The sequence below is a fragment of the Desulfotignum phosphitoxidans DSM 13687 genome (assembly GCF_000350545.1).
GTDB classification, from domain to species: Bacteria; Desulfobacterota; Desulfobacteria; order Desulfobacterales; family Desulfobacteraceae; genus Desulfotignum; species Desulfotignum phosphitoxidans.
Genome location: NZ_APJX01000002.1, coordinates 490676 through 506386, shown reverse-complemented (window position 1 = coordinate 506386; position 15711 = coordinate 490676). Strand labels below are relative to the sequence as shown.

Genomic DNA, 15711 nt, shown 5'->3' with positions numbered 1-15711 from the left:
GAGACAAGACATATCAGATCTCAGGGTTCTGATTTATCTGCCGTTCCCATGGGATCGTTCCCCAGCCGGCGGTATAACGTCCGGCGGCCGATTCCCAGAAGAGCGGCGGCTCGCCGCTTGTTCCCTTCGACCCGGGCCAGCACGTGATGAATATACCGGCGTTCAATTTCTGCCAAAGGCGGCAGGGCCGTATTGTCGGCAGGAAATGCCAATCCCGGTTCAGATACGGACAATGAAACGTTTTTTGATGCCTGTGTCCGGATACGGGCCGGCAGATGGGCCACCCGGATCCGGTCTCCGGTGGTGAAGGTCACGGCACGCTCCACGGCATTGCGTAATTCCCTGACATTTCCGGGAAACGGGTATCGGGATATCAAGTCCAGTGCCCTGGGGGAAAATCCTTTCAATGTCTTGCCCTGTCCCAGGGAAAACCGGCGTAAAAACCGGTCGGCCAGAAGCTCAATATCTTCACCGCGATCCCTGAGCGGCGGAACCCTTAAGGCAAATGTCTCCAGTCGGAAAAAAAGATCTTCCCGAAATTCACCGGTCCGGACATCCTGGTCGATATCCCGATGCGTGGCCGCCAGAATCCGGACATCCACCTGGTCTTCAACATTTTCACCCACACGCCGGAGCTTGCCGTCCTGGAGGACCCGCAGCAATTTGGCCTGAAGGAACAGCGGCATTTCCGAAATTTCATCCAGCAGCAGCGACCCGCCTCGGGCTTCCATAAAAATCCCCTGGCGGCTTTTTCCGGCACCCGTGAATGCCCCCTGGGCATGGCCGAACAACTCGGTTTCCATCAGATTTTCGGGAATACCGGCACAGTTGACAGGCACAAAAGGACCCTGGGCACGATCGCTTTCCTTGTGAACGGCCTTGGCCACCAGTTCTTTTCCTGTACCGCTTTCACCCAGGATCAGCACGGGCCCCCGGGCCTTTGCAACCTGACGGATCTGCCCGAACAAATACCGCATGGGCCGGCTCTGGCCGTAGATGCCGTGAAAGCCGTCCGACGACAGAAATCCACGCATCCGATTGATTGTTTTTGACAGCTGTTTTCTTTCCAGGGTGCGCTTGACCACCAGGATAAAATGTTCCAGATCCAAAGGTTTGGCCAGAAAATCATCCGCACCGGCTTTCAAGGCTTCCACTGCCCGGGAAATGGTTCCAAATGCCGTGATCATCAGAAATCCCGGAGGAAAATCCAGGGCCTGGTCCTGCAGTCTGTTTAAAAAAGCAAGCCCGTCCATTCCGGGCAGTTTTAAATCACATACAATCAGGTCCGGCAATGCGGTTTCCATGGCCGTCACCGCGTTTTCAGCACTGGGCATCCACCGGGCATCCAGCCCGGCATCCTGAATTTCTTCACATAAAAGACTGCCAAGGGCCTGATCGTCTTCAATAATCCATACCTTTTTTCCCGGACCGGTTTCAGTCTGTGTCATTGATTTTCCCCTGCTTGTAATTCCGGTTTCCGGCAAGGTATCGCCAAAATAAAACAGGCGCCTCCCAACCGGCTGTTTTTCAATTCAATCGAACCGCCGTGTTCCTGGGCGGCGGCATGTACCACGGACAACCCCAAACCCGTTCCTTTGCCCACGGATTTGGTTGTAAAAAACGGATCAAAAATTTGGGTCCGGTTTTCAGATGCCACGCCGGGACCATCATCTTCCACATAAAACAAAACAAACGGGTCCCGGCATGTGCAGGTCAACATCACTGTCGCGCCGGGTCTGCTTTGAACCGCATTTTTCAAAAGGTTGACCAGGGCCTGCTGTACCCGGATTCCGTCCAGAAATACGATGGTTTTTGTATCCGGTGTCGTGCACCGGATCTGTGACTGGTTCATTTTGGCCGCTTCCTGAACCGTTGAGACGGCTGATTCCATCAACCACGACACATCCACCGGCGCCCGGCGCAACGAATTTTTACGGCTGAAATCCAGCAGCTGTTTGATGATATACTCCATGCGGCTCACTTCATTGCGAATGGTTTCAAACACCCGGACCAGGTCCTCAGACAGATCTCTGGTCCGAAGCGCCCGCTGGGCCCGACCGCCGATCGTACTCAAAGGGGTTCCCAGCTCATGGGCCGTACCCGCAGCAAACCGGCCCAATGCCGCCAGTTTCTCATTCTGGCGTATCTCCTGCTCCAGTTCGTCCTGTTTTCTGCGGTGCGCCAGAATGGTTTTCCGGGCTTCGTTCATGCGGTTGAGCATATGGTTGAATGTTTTCCCCAGCACAATGATTTCCTTAGGACCGCTGTATTTGAATCGATGCCGGTGATCCCCTTTGGCAATGCGCGTCATACTGGCAGTCAGGCGTTTCAAGTGGACCCCCACGGCCCGGTGGTGACCGTACAGCACCACGCCGGAAAGCAGGACCACGAGCACGGTGAGTATCAGTGCTGCATGAATTCTTAATATATTGAAATTTTGGATAAATTCGCTTTCTTTCCGGGTCAGCTGCAACAGCCCGTTGATTTGTCCGCCCGTATCGGTGAGCGGCAAAAAATAGGAATACACCTGACGTCCCCCTATCTGCTCATATTCGCCGCGTTTCCGGCCTTTTGCCGCCAGTTTTGTCATCTTTTCACGCTGTTCTTCAGGCTCGGCCAGGCCAAGGTTCAAAATCCGTTTTCCCTGGCTGTCATACACATAGGCACTGTAAACCCGGCCAATGGCAAAAACCGATTCCAACGACTGCTGCATGCTCCCCATGCGATCTTTTTCCAAAGCGTAACTGAGCGGCATCTGAACCGCTCTGGCCACCAGTTCCAGATCGGTCTGCATCTGTTTTTCCACCTGTTTTTCGATGGAGTTGAGCCCCACATATCCAAAAATCCCCAAAGTGAATACCATGGGCAGCATCACATAAATCAGCAATGCGGTCCGGGAATGAATCGTGTTTGGAAACAAAGTGATCATCGGCATAATTTTTCTCCCAAGTGTCATAAAAACACCTGCACATATAACACATGTGTCATTTGGATACAAAAAAAACATCCCGGCCAAAGCGGTTTCAAAAAGAAAAACATTGGGTACAAATAATAATATTTTCAAATAATATCAAAAAGATATCATAAAAAATGACTGGTTTTTTTATTTTTTTCATCCTGACGGCACAGTTCTGGCTATATCAAACAGGCAACGGCGCCCCGGTTTCAGGGGTGGCGTTGAAAACGTGCAAAAGGCACAGCATATGATTTATTTCAATTTATTAAAGGAGAACCCGATGAGTACTTTCAAACCGTTGTCAACCATTTTTCTTATTGCCGCCATCACCCTTATGATCGCCATGGTCCTGCCTGGAACAGCCCAGGAAAATCTGATGCAGGGAAACGACGTTCCCCAGGAAATCACAGACGGCGATCTGGACAATGCCGCTGAAGCCTATGCGCAAATGCAGGTGATCCATGCTGAATTTCAAGAATCGGTTCAGCAGACCGAAGACAATGAAGCGCGGCAGCAGCTTCAGAATCAGGCCAATGAACAATTGATTAAAGCCATTCAGGAAACCGGACTGGATGCTGACACGTTCAATCATATCATGGCCCAGGTCCAGGCCAATGACGAACTCAGAGAAACGTTCATAGAAAAAGTTCAGAACATTCAGTAAATACAAGCCATTTTAAGGAAGGTTACTTTTATGAGAAAATATGGGCAAATCGCAATATCAATGATGTTGTTGATGCTGCTGGCGCTGGGGATGATCGGCGCTTCAGGATGTGATTCACAAGATCGTTCTGAACAGTCTTCATCCACCCCATTGCCGGTGACGTCCTCAGAGCAGCCGGACGATTCAGGCGGCATGACCGCGTCTTTGCCGCCTGTGACTGAAACGGATCTGGAAAAAGCGGCCGTGGCCCACAAAAAGATCACCCGAATCAACCAGGATCTGCAGCAATCGGTTCTGCAGACAGACAATATGGATGACCGCCGGGATCTGCAGCTCAAAGCCAATAAAGATATGGTTCTGGCCGCTGAAAATGCAGGACTTGAATTTGAAACCTACAACCGCATCATGCACCAGATCCGCACCGACAGCCAGATGGAAATGGTTTTCCAGAAAAAGCTTGAGTCCCTGGAATGATGCGTTATTTGAAAAACCTCAACAAGCCGTGAAGATTGGACAGCGGATGGGGCGGGCACCCGGGAATAAACAGATCCACGGGCAGAATGCTTTCCAGCCCCGGGGCCACTTCCGGGCTGCCGTAAAACGGCCCCCCCATGATCGTGCAGCTGCCCACGGCAATCACCACCCGGGGTTCGGGAACTGCTTCATAGGTCTGAAGCAATGCAGTTTTCATGTTCCTGGACACCGGGCCGGTGACCACAATGGCATCGGCATGGCGCGGTGAGGCCACAAAATTGATGCCGAACCGGGCCAAATCGAAAAACGGGGTGGCCAGCACGTTCAGATCCGCCTCACACGCATTGCATCCCCCTGCTGACACCTGGCGCAGCTGCAAAGACCGGCCGAACAGTTTTTTGAAATGCTGTTTGGAATGCCGGGCCAGATTCGGCAGGGTTCCGTCCGTGAGCAGATCGGCCCGGCTGGAAGTGGCAATTTCAAAATCATTGGTAAAGGTGACAAACGTTTTTTCAGACACCCGTTCACACGTGCCGCAGAACACGCACCGTCCCATATCGATCCTTTTTTTGTCAACATCGATGGCATCCTGGGGACAGGCATCGGCACAGGCCTGAATCACGGAAGGATCCGCATCCTTATTGATATCGGGCCGTCCCCGGTACCGGGGAAACACGGCAGGTTTTTCTTTGGGGTAGTTACAGGTGCGATACCCTTGTTCAAACCGGTTTTTCAGTACACTGAGCATGGTGACAAACTTTCTTTATTAGTAAATATCACAGATCAAACCCGCAGTAGGACAGGTTGAAGCTCTTGTTGTTCAGGGGAAAATCCGAAATGCCCGTGTCCCGCAACGCCATGGCCAGACCGTTCCAATTGTGAAAGGACGGGTCCTTGACCTTGTACCGCAGAATATGGCCGGTGTCATCCGTGAGAAGCGCATGGGACACCTCGCCGCGCCAGGCTTCGTTCAAAGTGACGCTCAGGCTGTCCGGCGGCAGGGCCGGCATCCGGCCTTCCACCACCCGGGTGGTCACGGGCCGGTCGATCAATGACTGGATCATCTCCAGGGACTGAAGCACCTCGTCTCTGCGCACCAGGGCCCGGGCATACACATCACCGGACGGTTTGGGATTTTCCGGCACCTTCAGGTACCCGTACCATTCCGTGGGAAACCAGCGCCGCACATCATAGGAAAGCCCGCTGGCCCGGCCGGCCGGTCCCACCAGACCCAGGTGTCCGGCATCTTCACGGTTCACCCGCCCGCATCCTTCAAACCGGGCCCGCACCGTGGACGCACTGAAAATCAGATCCAGCACATGTTCCACCTGGGGTTTGAGTTCCGCAATCCTCTCGTTCAGGGTTTTGCGGACCTCATCGTTCAGGTCGAACCGCACCCCGCCGGGCCGCACCAGTCCCTTGCCGAACCGGTTGCCGCACAAAAGCAGGGACAGGTTCAGAAAATCCCCCCGGATCCGGCCGAAATAATTGGCCGGCGGCAGAAACGCCACATCCATGCACAAGGCCCCTAAATCCCCGATATGGTTGGCCAGACGCTCCAGTTCCAGGGCAATGGTGCGGATGATCTTTGCCCCGTCATCCACATTCACGGATGCCAGAGCTTCCACGGCCTGGGCCATGCACAGGCCATGTCCGATGGTGGTGTCTCCGGCCATGTTTTCCGTCAGAATGGGCAGGCGTTTGGGGGTCACCTGCTGCAACAGGGTTTCCACACCCCGGTGCTGGTATCCCAGCTGGATCTCCAGATGCAGGACCCGCTCCCCGATGCAGTTGAACCGGAAATGACCGGGCTCGATCACGCCGGCATGCACGGGCCCCACGGCCACTTCATGGATATCGTCTCCGGCCACCTGATAGTAGTCATAGTTGCCCGGAATATCCTGGGTATAATCATTGTTGAACACATCCGGTTTGTTGCGGATGTTTTTGTGATACCGCACCATCTTGAACCAGGGATGGCCCTGGGGACGGATGCCATACTGCTCGGCCATCTCCCGTTCAAACAGATGGAACGGTTCACATTCCGACGTCAAGGACGGATACGTCTCAGGGGCATCACATCCGGCCGCCACCAGTTCATGGGTCCGCAGCACCATGAGAAACTTCAGGGTGCCGTGGTCCTCGTAGGCGAAAAACTGCACCACCTTGCCGCCGTTTTTCACAATGTCCAGGGCCTGAGTCCGGAACGTGTCAAAGGGCAGATGAGGGATATCGGCCCGGGAAATGGGCCCGCCGTTGGGAATGGGTATAAACGCTTTCATTGCAGTCCTCCACCAATGGCATGCACGGCATCGACAATGGTCTGATACAGGGCATCCGGAATAAAAAAGCACAGAATCAGGGATGTCAGCAGCAGCACGTACTGGGGCCATATCATGCCCGGGGGTTCCTTGAATGAAACATCTTTCCCATCCGCTGCCGGTCCGGTGCCGGTTTCTGCCGGGGTGTCAAAGCAGATGGCCATGACCTGTCTGGCAAATCCGGCAAAGATCACGCACAGGCTGAAGATAAAGATGCCTGCGGCCAGATAATGGCCCGTTTTAAACGCCGCCATGATGATGAACAGCTCTCCGATGAAAATCCCGAATGGCGGGAACCCGGAAATGCCGGCAAATCCGGCGAAAAAGGCCACAAATGTTTTGGGCATCTGTTTTGCCATCTGTCCGGTGTTGGCAATGAGCCGGTCCTTGTATCCCATCAGGATATTGCCGGAAGACAGAAACAACGAGGATTTGATCAGGCTGTGATGAATCATGCAGATCACGGCTCCGTACACACCCAGTCCCCCGATGCCCGTGCCCAGGGCGATGATGCCCATGTTTTCGATACTGGAGTAAGCCAGCATGCGCTTGTATTCGGTCTGTTTGAGAATATAGGTGGCCGCCGCCACAATGGACAGCAGCCCGAACACAATCAGGATGGTGCCGGAAAAATCACTCAACCCGGCGGATACCATGATCTTGTTGGTCTTGAAAATCCCTAAGTAGGCGCAGTTCAACAGCACCCCGGACAGCAGGGCCGACGCCGGGCTGGGGGCTTCACTGTGGGCGTCGGGCAGCCAGGTGTGCATGGGGGCCAGCCCCATTTTGGTGCCGTACCCCACCACGATAAAGATAAACCCGGCCTTGAGCCATGCCGGATCCAGCTGTGCGGCCACGGGGGTCAGGGCGGAAAAGGACATGGCCGAAGTCACGCCCCCCAGTTCCATGGAAAATGTGAGAAACAAGGATCCCACCAGGGCCATGGCAATGCCCACGGAACAGATGAGCACATATTTCCAGGTGGCTTCCAGAGAAGCCCCGGACCGGTGGGTATAGATCAGAGGGGCGCTGGCCAGGGTGGTGGCTTCGATGGCGATCCACAGCACCATGATGTGATCCGACAGCGTCACCATGGTCATGGTGGATAAAAACAGCAGCATGAACCCGGTAAAGATGTTTTCGGATTTCAGGCCGTGGGCCGCCAGATACCCCGTGGTGTAGATACTGATCAGAAAAAACAGCAGCGAGATCACCAGAAGAGACAGCAGCCCTTCCGGGGTCACGGCAAAATATTCAGCAAACCAGGCCTGGGGGGTGTTTTTCCACAACAGCAAAGACAGTACCAGGTGGACCGCACCCGTCAGCACCAGCAGCTGACGGCTGAGGGCTGACGGCAAAACAAAGGCCAGCAGGCCGGTGACAAACGGGGTGATAAAAACCAATTCAACCATAAGGGCCGTTCCTATTCTTTCAGGGTTCTCAGAAGTGAGGTATCCACATCATCAAAGGTCTGCTTGATGTTCTGGAGGATCACGGCCATGATCATGACCCCGGCCAGCACATCCAGCAGGATGCCGAATTCCACGATATGCCGTGCCCGCACCGAAAAGGTGGTGCCCATCAGGTAGATCCCGTTTTCCAGCATGATATACCCGATCACCATGGCAATGGCGTTTCTTCTTGCCATGAGCAGAAACATGCCCGTGACCAGCAAAGAGATGGCAGCCGGAAACAGCAGCCGGGAGTCACTGATGGAGGGGATGTTCAGATACCTGGAAATGACTGCAGCGGCCACGATCAGGCCCAGGCCGAAAAACAACGAGGCATGATACCCCACAATGGGAGCCACATCCCGCTGGATGGCCACTTTCCGGATGGCCAGGTGAATGCTCAACGGAATGAGCACCCCCCGGATCACCAGGGTGGCAATGGTGAAAATAACGGCTCCGGTTGCCATATGCGGGGTGATGAAAAAAGGGATGATGGACACCACGATGCCCTGAAACGCCATCACCTTGATCAGGGCCGGCACCCGGCTGGAACCGAATGCGAACAACACGGACAACAGCACCAGGGTCAGCAAAGTGTCAACGGTATAAAGGGTCATTGAATCAGCTCCAGGGTAATGATGGTTGCAAAAAACGCCAGGGCAAACGAGGTCAGCACGAACTGGGGCACCTTGTCCATGCGGTACCGGGCAATGGTGGACTCGATAATTCCCACCACCAGATAAACAATGACCAGCCCGGCAATGAAAACCAGCAAGCCCGCACCCGGAATGCCGGTCTCAAAAGGCAGGATCAGCCCGGACAGAATGGCGGCGTAAAAAAACAGTTTGCAGAACGATCCCAGCTCGATAAGGGCAAAATCCGGCCCGCTGTGATCCAGAACCATGACTTCGTGGATCATGGTCAATTCCAGATGCGTGGCCGGATCATCCACAGGCACCCGGGAGGTTTCCGTCACCAGAATGATGAAAAACGCGATCACGATGAACAAAAGCGACGGTCCTGCGATCTGCCACAGACCCAGGGTGCCTGTACCGGAAAAATAGGCGGCAAACGACAGTTCCCCGGTCAGGCGGTAAAAGAAAATCAGGATCATGAACATGGCCGCTTCACAGATGATGGGAAAAAACGCTTCCCTGGCCGCACCCATGCCCTCAAAGGGCGAGGCCGTGTCCATGGCCGCGGCAATGGTGAAAAACCGGCCCAGTCCCAGAAGGTACAGCACGAAAATTACATCCCCGTTAAAGGAGATCACGGGCATGTGACCGGCCAGGGGCAGAAACAGCAAAGCGGCCAGGGCTGCGGCACAGGAGACCACGGGTCCCATTTTAAACACCGGCGTGGTGCTGACGCTGTAAACCGATCCTTTTTTAAACAGCTTGATCAATGTGTCATAGTTGATCAGCAGCGGCGGCCCTTTTTTTCCGCCGAAAAACGCTTTGACCTTGAGGATCACGGCCGAAAAAAACGGTGCCGTAAAAACAGCAGCCAGCCAGAGCACAATGGATTCAAACATATACACTCCCTGCTTGGTTGATGAAGGTTATATGAAAGTGTTAAGTTTTAAGTTTTAAGTTTTAAGTTTTAAGTTTTAAGTTTTAAGTTTTAAGTTTTAAGTTTTAAGTTTTAAGTTTTAAGTTTTAAGTTTTAAGTGTCATTATTTATTGGGGTCTCTGAGGCCAGGGGTGTTATATGAAAAACAGCAGCAGCACAATGGCCAGTAAAATATATCCGATGTACAGGTGGATGTCCCCGTGCTGGATCCATCTGAGCCGGTCAAACAGAAACTGCACCGGCCGGATCACTCCCGGCGCCATGCAGCGTTCCGCAATGTCATGCACCCGGCTTTCATATCGGGTGGATGCCGGAAACCGGCCGGCAACGGGCGGATGTTGTTCTTCAATGGGGGCGGCCGGACGGAAAAACCGCACCATTTCAAAAGCATAGGACGCGCCCGTGTACTGCATTTTAGGAGTGGGCCGGGTGAACCCGCATCCCCAGGTCCCGGACCGGGATATGGGTTTGGCCCGGTAGAACCAGGATCGCAGACCGGCCATTCCCAGCACCAGCACAACAATGACAAACGCACCCAGGGTGATGTGTCCGGTGATCTGGGCAAACGGTGCGAGAGGAATTCTGGCATACCCCAGGTTCAGCGCGGACACGGCAGACAAAGACAGATTGAAAAACCATCCGGGAAACACCCCGATGATGACACAGGCCGTTCCCAGACCCCCCATGGCCCACAGCATGGTGGTGCCGGACTCGGTCCGGTTCCGGGCCGCTTCGGTCCGGGGTTCCCCCTGGAACACGATGCCCAGAACCCGGGTAAAACAGGCCAGGGCCAGTCCCCCGATCACAGCCAGGCCGATGATGGCGGCCACACTCACGGCAAACGGAATCTTATCCAGGGCAATGCCCTGGAACCCGCCCAGATACACCACGAACTCTCCGGCAAACCCGTTGAAAGGCGGCAAACCGCAGATGGCCAGAGACCCGATGATAAAAGCAAACCCGGTGATTTTCATGGACTTGAGCAGTCCGCCCAGGGCATCCATGGACCGGGTGCCGGTCTGATGCACCACCATGCCGGCCCCCATGAACAGCAAAGACTTGAACAGGGCATGGTTGAGCACGTGAAACAAAGCCCCTGAAAATCCCAGCACGGCCATGACGGGATTGCGGGATGCCACCCCGACCATGCCCAGCCCCATGCCGATAAGAATGATCCCGATATTTTCCACACTGCTGTAAGCCAGAAGCCGTTTGATATCCGTCTGGCCCAGGGCATACACCACCCCGAGAATCCCGGACACCACCCCGGCAGCCACCACCAGGTATCCGAACGCCGGTGCCGGCAGTTCCAGCAAAGAATAGATGCGCAGAATCCCGTAAATCCCGGTCTTGATCATCACCCCGGACATGACGGCGGAAATGTGACTGGGTGCGGCCGGATGGGCATGGGGCAGCCACACATGAAAGGGAAACACCCCGGCTTTGGAGCCGAACCCGATGAAAAACAGCACAAATGCCAGTATTTTGGCGCCCTCGGTCAGGGTATGCACATCCGTGAACCCGAAACTGCCCGTGTATTTATAAAAAATCCCGAACCCCGCGAAAATGAACATGGCCCCCACATGGGAAAACACAAAATACAGATATCCGGCGTACCGGTTTTCTTTTTTCCGGTAATCGTGGATCACCAGAAAAAATGAAGACAATGACATGATTTCCCAGGACAGCATGAATGTGATGATGTTGGCCGCCGTCACCACCAGGGCCATAGATACCACCAGAATGGAAAAGAAAAACGCGGTCACGGCTGTTTTCACGGGAGCGGCCGCATCTTGTGTGTAATGAAAACTGTACACCGCCGCCATCAGGCACACCAGAAAAATCACGGCCAGAAAAAAAGCGGACAAGGTATCCATTTCAAATGCCAGAAAAAACAGATTCAGATACTGAAACGATACCGAATGGGTGACCGATCCCATGAGCGTGGTCACGGCAGCCGCCAGACCCCACACACATCCGGCACTGATAAGCAGGGTGGCCCCGGCTCTTGAAAACAGGTGATGGCGGGCGGATACCAGGGACACAAGCCCTCCGGCCAGGATCAGACTGATGGCTGCAAAAAAATGACTCATCAATTTTCATTCCCTCATTTTTTGAGTATTTTTGAAGTCAGGAGACGGTTTTAATCAAGTTCCGGATTTCAATATGGGAAAAATGGGGGATTGTCAAGTCATTGACAAAATTTGTTTCAATTTGAAACAAATCAATGGCGGTACACCACGGGCCGGTCATCTGCGCCGATGTCAATACCCACGGTATCACCGGTCTTGAAACCGAGCCGCTTGAACTCTTTGACCACGGCATCGTGGCGGTCCGCATGCCAGAAGGTGCACCACAACGGATTTCGCACCGTGTCAATGCCATAGGCATCATGACTGCAAAGATTCACCCGGAACTTGTCCCTGGCAATCAGGGTGTCGGCTTCGGCCAGAAAAATATCGATCTTGTACAAGTTGTTGTGCAGTGCCTTGGAAAGGGCTTTCTGCTGGTCCGGAAAATCATCTAGATAATGGTTGGCAATCTGATACAGATCGCCGGAGTCTTGAATGGAAAATCCCAGCACGGCAAACCGCTGGTGTCTGAGGGCAAACGATTCCAGGTCGGCTTCATATTCCGCCACGCGATCGACAATATTTTTTACCCGGGTTTCAGGGGCCGCTTCAGACTGGACCAGGTCTTCACACAGGCTGATGACATCGATATAAAATGCCTTGTTGTCCATCACATATACGGACCGTTCCCGGTAGTTGCGCTGTTTTCGAATACGCCGGACCCCATCCAGGCGGACGGACCGCTCACTGAGCTTTTCTTCCAGGGTCTCGATGCGAGAAATATCCTTGGCCTGGACCACATGAATGTCCCCTTCCGTGGAAATAATATATTCGATCTCGCATTTGAACCCCAGTCGCTTCTGAATGGCCCGGGAGAGTTGATACAGGCTCCGGTCATGGGGCACCCGGGTGATATGGGGTTCGGTCTGCACTTTCTGATTTCTGTTTCTGCAATACCCGAATTCCCAGTGGTTGTGAATCATTTTGGCCATGACGGATGACCCGTTGACAAACGGCATCACAATCACGCCCATTTCCTGGAGGTCGATGGGGGGGGCATTGTTGAAAATCTGCTGTCGTCTGATGGACAGGTGCTTGGCCGTCTCTGCCAGATGAATGATCCGGTTGCGGGCATAGATGATTCCCCCGATGTCTGCATAGGTTTCCAGCGAATCGAATGTGCCGCCCTTATACTCGGACTCCTGGGGATGCGCGCTTCTGGCGATCACCTTAAAGCTTTCCCGGTGAACATCCAGAAACGCTTCCAGGGCCTTGAAATCCTTGGTTTCAAATTTTTTGGCCGATACATACACAAACTCAGGCACATTAAACCCATTGGCTTTGAGTTTTTCCAGCAGCTTTGCCTTTTCCGGCAGCTTTGCCTTTTCCGGCGCCTTGTTTTCCATGTTTCGCCTTGACTTTTGGACCTAAGTTCTTTAATTAATTTTCACCTAAAGGATCTTGAAGAAGATGTCAATTTAGATAGGTAACATATGTTAAAATGGAATGCAATACCCGGCCCGGCCCGGGATATTCATAAAGAAAGCACCCGGCTATGGGACTGAAAATTCTGCTGGTGGATGATGAACAGGAATTTGTTGAAACCCTGTCTGAGCGTCTCCAGATGCGGGATATGGATACTCATGCTGTGTTTGACGGGAAAACCGCGCTGGCACAGGTGCAGTCCCACCCCCCCCAGGTCCTGATCATTGACTTAAAAATGCCGGGTATGGACGGTATTCAGGTGTTGCAGCAGGTGAAACAGACCCATCCGTTTATTCAGGTGATTGTCCTGACCGGACATGGGTCGGAAAAAGACCGGAAAACCTGCATGGATTTAGGGGCATATGCGTATTTCCAGAAACCCGTTGATATTGACCAGTTAAATACCGCCATCCGGCAGAGTCATGAAAAAACCTTGACGGACCCACGGGATTCCATGGGGTTTGGCCGGCCTGTTGACAAAGGGTTTTACCAGCCATGACGCCTTTGCAGCGACTCAAACCCGCATTCTGGAATCTGCCGGATGATCCCGGCAATCACAGCGGGTTGAATCTCAAACGCAAATGGAAACTGATTGTTCTGCTCACCTCAATTCTGGCACTTTCTCCTTTGATCATCATGACCCTGGTGGATTTCAACCTGACCCGGCGCACCATTGAAACGGAATCCAACACCCGCATGCTTTCCAGCCTTCAGACCCTTGCCCGTATCATGGGCGCCTCTTTAGCGGAAAATCCGTCCACGGCCTGTGCCGAAACCCTGTGGCAAAAGGCCTTTCACCAGTTGAACACAAGACGGCACAATGATTTGTTTCTCATTGATGCCGCCGGCGACCTGGTGACCCCATCGTTTCACTATGGCCGGGATCCCGGGCTGAACGCGCTGGATCCCCGCCTTTTAACCCAAACGGATGGGATCCTGGATTTGCAAACCCCGGACGGGACGGCCGTGCTGGCCGGATATGTCAAAATCACGGGCACACCCCTGACCCTGGTCCAGCTGCGACCGGCGGACTGGCTCAAAGATCTGTGGCTCAAACCCCGGCTCAAGCTGCTCTGGTTTTTATGTGTGAGCATTGTTTTAATCGTGTTGTCCATCATGGGGATGGCCACGTATCTGGTGAACCGGATTCACGTCACGGAACGCCGACGAATCGAAGCCCTTCACCACGAAGAACATGCCAACCGCCTGGCTTCCATCGGTCGGCTGGCCTCGGGCGTGGCCCATGAGATCAATAATCCCTTAGACATCATCAACCAGAAAACCGGACTGATCGTCGATCTATTGACCTTAAAAAAACAAACCCGACCGGACCCGCGCGTCTTACCTCTTGCGAAAGATGTGCTGGATGCAGTGAAACGCTGCGGCACCATTACCCGTCAACTGCTGGATTTTGCCCGGCATATGGAACCCAGCACCGAACCCGTGGATATCGAAGAAGTGATCTCCCAGGTACTGGCCCTGGTGGAAACGGATGCCCGTCACCGGGGCATTGCCATCCGGGTGCCCCCCATTCCGGCCGTGCCCGGATTTGAATGTGACCGCAGCAGTCTGCTCCAGATTTTTCTGAACCTGGCGGAAAACGCCATTATCGCCATGGAATCCAAAGGCGTTCTGACCATTGACGTGTCCATACAAAAAACCGGTTATGTGACCATCAGCGTGGCTGATACGGGCAAAGGCATTTCTCCGGAAGAACTGCCCAAAATTTTCGAACCGTTTTACACCTCCCGAAGCGACCGCTGGGGTGCGGGCTTAGGTCTGGCCATCACCTATGGCCTGATCCGGGAAATGGGCGGAGACATCACCGTGAAAAGCACGGTGGGCAAAGGCACCCGATTTGTTTTAACCCTGCCCGTGAAAGCGGTCCGGCAGACCGCATCCGATGGGTCACTCCAGCTGCCCAAAAGCGACATACCTGTCAAAACTGCAAATGAAAACAACATCCAGGGAGCCGCCCATGTCACCAAACAATGATCCGTGTCCGGAAACCGATCGCCTTGCTGATATGGCGGATGTCAAATTTTTCGGTGCCCTTGCCGCGGCCATGACCCATGACATGAAAAATGTGCTGGCCATTATCAATGAAAATGCCGGGCTTTTAGGGGATCTATCCGTAAAAGCCCAAAAAAAAGCAACCCCCATTGATCCTTTAAAAGCATCAACCATCAGTGAAAAGATCCGAAAAAATGTGACCCGGGCCGACACGATGATGAAGCGGTTCAACCGGTTTTCCCACAGCATGGATCATGCTGAGGAATTTGTGGACATGGAGGAAACGGTGATGCTTGTGGCAAGCCTTTCGGAACGGATCATCCGCCGGCACGGAGGCACCCTCACCGTGATTCCCCCGCCCGTTCCCTGCCGCATCCATGCCCGGCGGTTTGTTGTGCTTCATCTGATATTCAGGGCACTGGATATTTTATGCTGCAATCACGCCGATCCTGCATCTGACATTCAAAAACAGATGACGGTTCGGTTCGGCAGTGAGTTAACACGGCCTGAAATCTGTTTTACCCGGGATCCCGGTTTTATGATTAAAAGGGACGTCCTGTTTGACAGCCCCAAAGACCGGGCCTTACTGGCCCATGTAAAAATGAAAGTCAAAATGATGGATGCCGGGGCCGGATTCTGTCTGTGCACGGCCCGGCCTGAACATGGATGAGTTTTGCCGGGATAAAATCGGCAATCAGATTTT

14 protein-coding genes are annotated in these 15711 nt (G+C 53.6%); 5 read left to right on the top strand and 9 right to left on the bottom strand.

Translation table 11 applies throughout. From position 1 onward, the window contains the following. Nucleotides 1-20: 20 nt before the first annotated feature. Both DPO_RS06870 and DPO_RS06865 read right to left on the bottom strand, forming a co-directional pair. Entirely contained in the window at nucleotides 21-1448 is a 1428-nt protein-coding gene (locus DPO_RS06870; protein WP_006965042.1) for a sigma-54-dependent transcriptional regulator, read from the bottom strand. Beyond that, entirely contained in the window at nucleotides 1445-2935 is a 1491-nt protein-coding gene (locus tag DPO_RS06865) for a sensor histidine kinase (RefSeq protein WP_006965041.1), read from the bottom strand. The genes DPO_RS06870 and DPO_RS06865 overlap by 4 nt, the downstream gene beginning before the upstream one ends. Before the next feature lie 301 nt (nucleotides 2936-3236). On the opposite strand from DPO_RS06865, the gene DPO_RS06860 reads away from it, so the two are divergent. Beyond that, the gene (locus tag DPO_RS06860) at nucleotides 3237-3620 is read left to right on the top strand and encodes a DUF4168 domain-containing protein (protein WP_006965040.1); all 384 of its coding nucleotides are present in this window, start codon (nucleotides 3237-3239) and stop codon (nucleotides 3618-3620) included. A gap of 30 nt (nucleotides 3621-3650) precedes the next feature. Further along, a complete protein-coding gene (locus tag DPO_RS06855; RefSeq protein WP_006965039.1) occupies nucleotides 3651-4094 on the top strand; it encodes a DUF4168 domain-containing protein in 444 nt (147 codons plus the stop codon). Nucleotides 4095-4098: 4 nt separating this feature from the next. On the opposite strand, the gene DPO_RS06850 is transcribed toward DPO_RS06855, so the two are convergent. The 7 genes from DPO_RS06850 to DPO_RS06820 all read right to left on the bottom strand — a co-directional run bounded on the left by DPO_RS06850 (nucleotide 4099) and on the right by DPO_RS06820 (nucleotide 12916). After that, complete coding sequence (locus DPO_RS06850; RefSeq protein ID WP_006965038.1) at nucleotides 4099-4842, bottom strand: NADH-quinone oxidoreductase subunit B family protein; 744 nt, start codon at nucleotides 4840-4842, stop codon at nucleotides 4099-4101. A gap of 28 nt (nucleotides 4843-4870) precedes the next feature. Next, a complete protein-coding gene (locus DPO_RS06845) occupies nucleotides 4871-6376 on the bottom strand; it encodes a hydrogenase large subunit (protein WP_006965037.1) in 1506 nt (501 codons plus the stop codon). Continuing rightward, the gene (locus DPO_RS06840; protein ID WP_006965034.1) at nucleotides 6373-7827 is read right to left on the bottom strand and encodes a proton-conducting transporter transmembrane domain-containing protein; all 1455 of its coding nucleotides are present in this window, start codon (nucleotides 7825-7827) and stop codon (nucleotides 6373-6375) included. The genes DPO_RS06845 and DPO_RS06840 overlap by 4 nt, the downstream gene beginning before the upstream one ends. 11 nt (nucleotides 7828-7838) lie before the next feature. Beyond that, nucleotides 7839-8483: a hypothetical protein gene (locus DPO_RS06835; protein ID WP_006965032.1), complete on the bottom strand. Its 645-nt coding sequence runs from the start codon at nucleotides 8481-8483 to the stop codon at nucleotides 7839-7841. Then, on the bottom strand, nucleotides 8480-9400 hold the full coding sequence (locus DPO_RS06830; protein WP_006965031.1) for a respiratory chain complex I subunit 1 family protein: 921 nt from the start codon (nucleotides 9398-9400) through the stop codon (nucleotides 8480-8482). The genes DPO_RS06835 and DPO_RS06830 overlap by 4 nt, the downstream gene beginning before the upstream one ends. 172 nt (nucleotides 9401-9572) lie before the next feature. Further along, complete coding sequence (locus DPO_RS06825; RefSeq protein WP_006965030.1) at nucleotides 9573-11531, bottom strand: proton-conducting transporter transmembrane domain-containing protein; 1959 nt, start codon at nucleotides 11529-11531, stop codon at nucleotides 9573-9575. A gap of 131 nt (nucleotides 11532-11662) precedes the next feature. Next, entirely contained in the window at nucleotides 11663-12916 is a 1254-nt protein-coding gene (locus DPO_RS06820; protein ID WP_006965029.1) for a hypothetical protein, read from the bottom strand. A gap of 149 nt (nucleotides 12917-13065) precedes the next feature. Here DPO_RS06820 and DPO_RS06815 point away from each other — a divergent pair, with 149 nt between their 5' ends. From DPO_RS06815 to DPO_RS23790, 3 genes are read left to right on the top strand one after another with little or no spacing between them, the layout of a single operon-like run. Then, nucleotides 13066-13494, top strand: a complete 429-nt coding sequence (locus DPO_RS06815) for a response regulator (RefSeq protein WP_006965028.1) — start codon at nucleotides 13066-13068, stop codon at nucleotides 13492-13494. Further along, nucleotides 13491-14990, top strand: coding sequence for a sensor histidine kinase (locus DPO_RS06810; protein ID WP_006965027.1), 1500 nt, complete (start codon nucleotides 13491-13493; stop codon nucleotides 14988-14990). Before DPO_RS06815 ends, DPO_RS06810 begins: the two co-directional genes overlap by 4 nt. Then, on the top strand, nucleotides 14974-15678 hold the full coding sequence (locus DPO_RS23790; protein WP_006965026.1) for a sensor histidine kinase: 705 nt from the start codon (nucleotides 14974-14976) through the stop codon (nucleotides 15676-15678). The genes DPO_RS06810 and DPO_RS23790 overlap by 17 nt, the downstream gene beginning before the upstream one ends. Nucleotides 15679-15711 lie beyond the last annotated feature (33 nt).

Bases quoted from the DNA above. Each gene is read 5' to 3' on its own strand.
- DPO_RS06870 (WP_006965042.1), bottom strand. From the start codon at position 1,448: ATGACACAGACTGAAACCGGTCCGGGAAAAAAGGTATGGATTATTGAA.
- DPO_RS06865 (WP_006965041.1), bottom strand. From the start codon at position 2,935: ATGCCGATGATCACTTTGTTTCCAAACACGATTCATTCCCGGACCGCA.
- DPO_RS06860 (WP_006965040.1), top strand. From the start codon at position 3,237: ATGAGTACTTTCAAACCGTTGTCAACCATTTTTCTTATTGCCGCCATC.
- DPO_RS06855 (WP_006965039.1), top strand. From the start codon at position 3,651: ATGAGAAAATATGGGCAAATCGCAATATCAATGATGTTGTTGATGCTG.
- DPO_RS06850 (WP_006965038.1), bottom strand. From the start codon at position 4,842: ATGCTCAGTGTACTGAAAAACCGGTTTGAACAAGGGTATCGCACCTGT.
- DPO_RS06845 (WP_006965037.1), bottom strand. From the start codon at position 6,376: ATGAAAGCGTTTATACCCATTCCCAACGGCGGGCCCATTTCCCGGGCC.
- DPO_RS06840 (WP_006965034.1), bottom strand. From the start codon at position 7,827: ATGGTTGAATTGGTTTTTATCACCCCGTTTGTCACCGGCCTGCTGGCC.
- DPO_RS06835 (WP_006965032.1), bottom strand. From the start codon at position 8,483: ATGACCCTTTATACCGTTGACACTTTGCTGACCCTGGTGCTGTTGTCC.
- DPO_RS06830 (WP_006965031.1), bottom strand. From the start codon at position 9,400: ATGTTTGAATCCATTGTGCTCTGGCTGGCTGCTGTTTTTACGGCACCG.
- DPO_RS06825 (WP_006965030.1), bottom strand. From the start codon at position 11,531: ATGAGTCATTTTTTTGCAGCCATCAGTCTGATCCTGGCCGGAGGGCTT.
- DPO_RS06820 (WP_006965029.1), bottom strand. From the start codon at position 12,916: ATGGAAAACAAGGCGCCGGAAAAGGCAAAGCTGCCGGAAAAGGCAAAG.
- DPO_RS06815 (WP_006965028.1), top strand. From the start codon at position 13,066: ATGGGACTGAAAATTCTGCTGGTGGATGATGAACAGGAATTTGTTGAA.
- DPO_RS06810 (WP_006965027.1), top strand. From the start codon at position 13,491: ATGACGCCTTTGCAGCGACTCAAACCCGCATTCTGGAATCTGCCGGAT.
- DPO_RS23790 (WP_006965026.1), top strand. From the start codon at position 14,974: ATGTCACCAAACAATGATCCGTGTCCGGAAACCGATCGCCTTGCTGAT.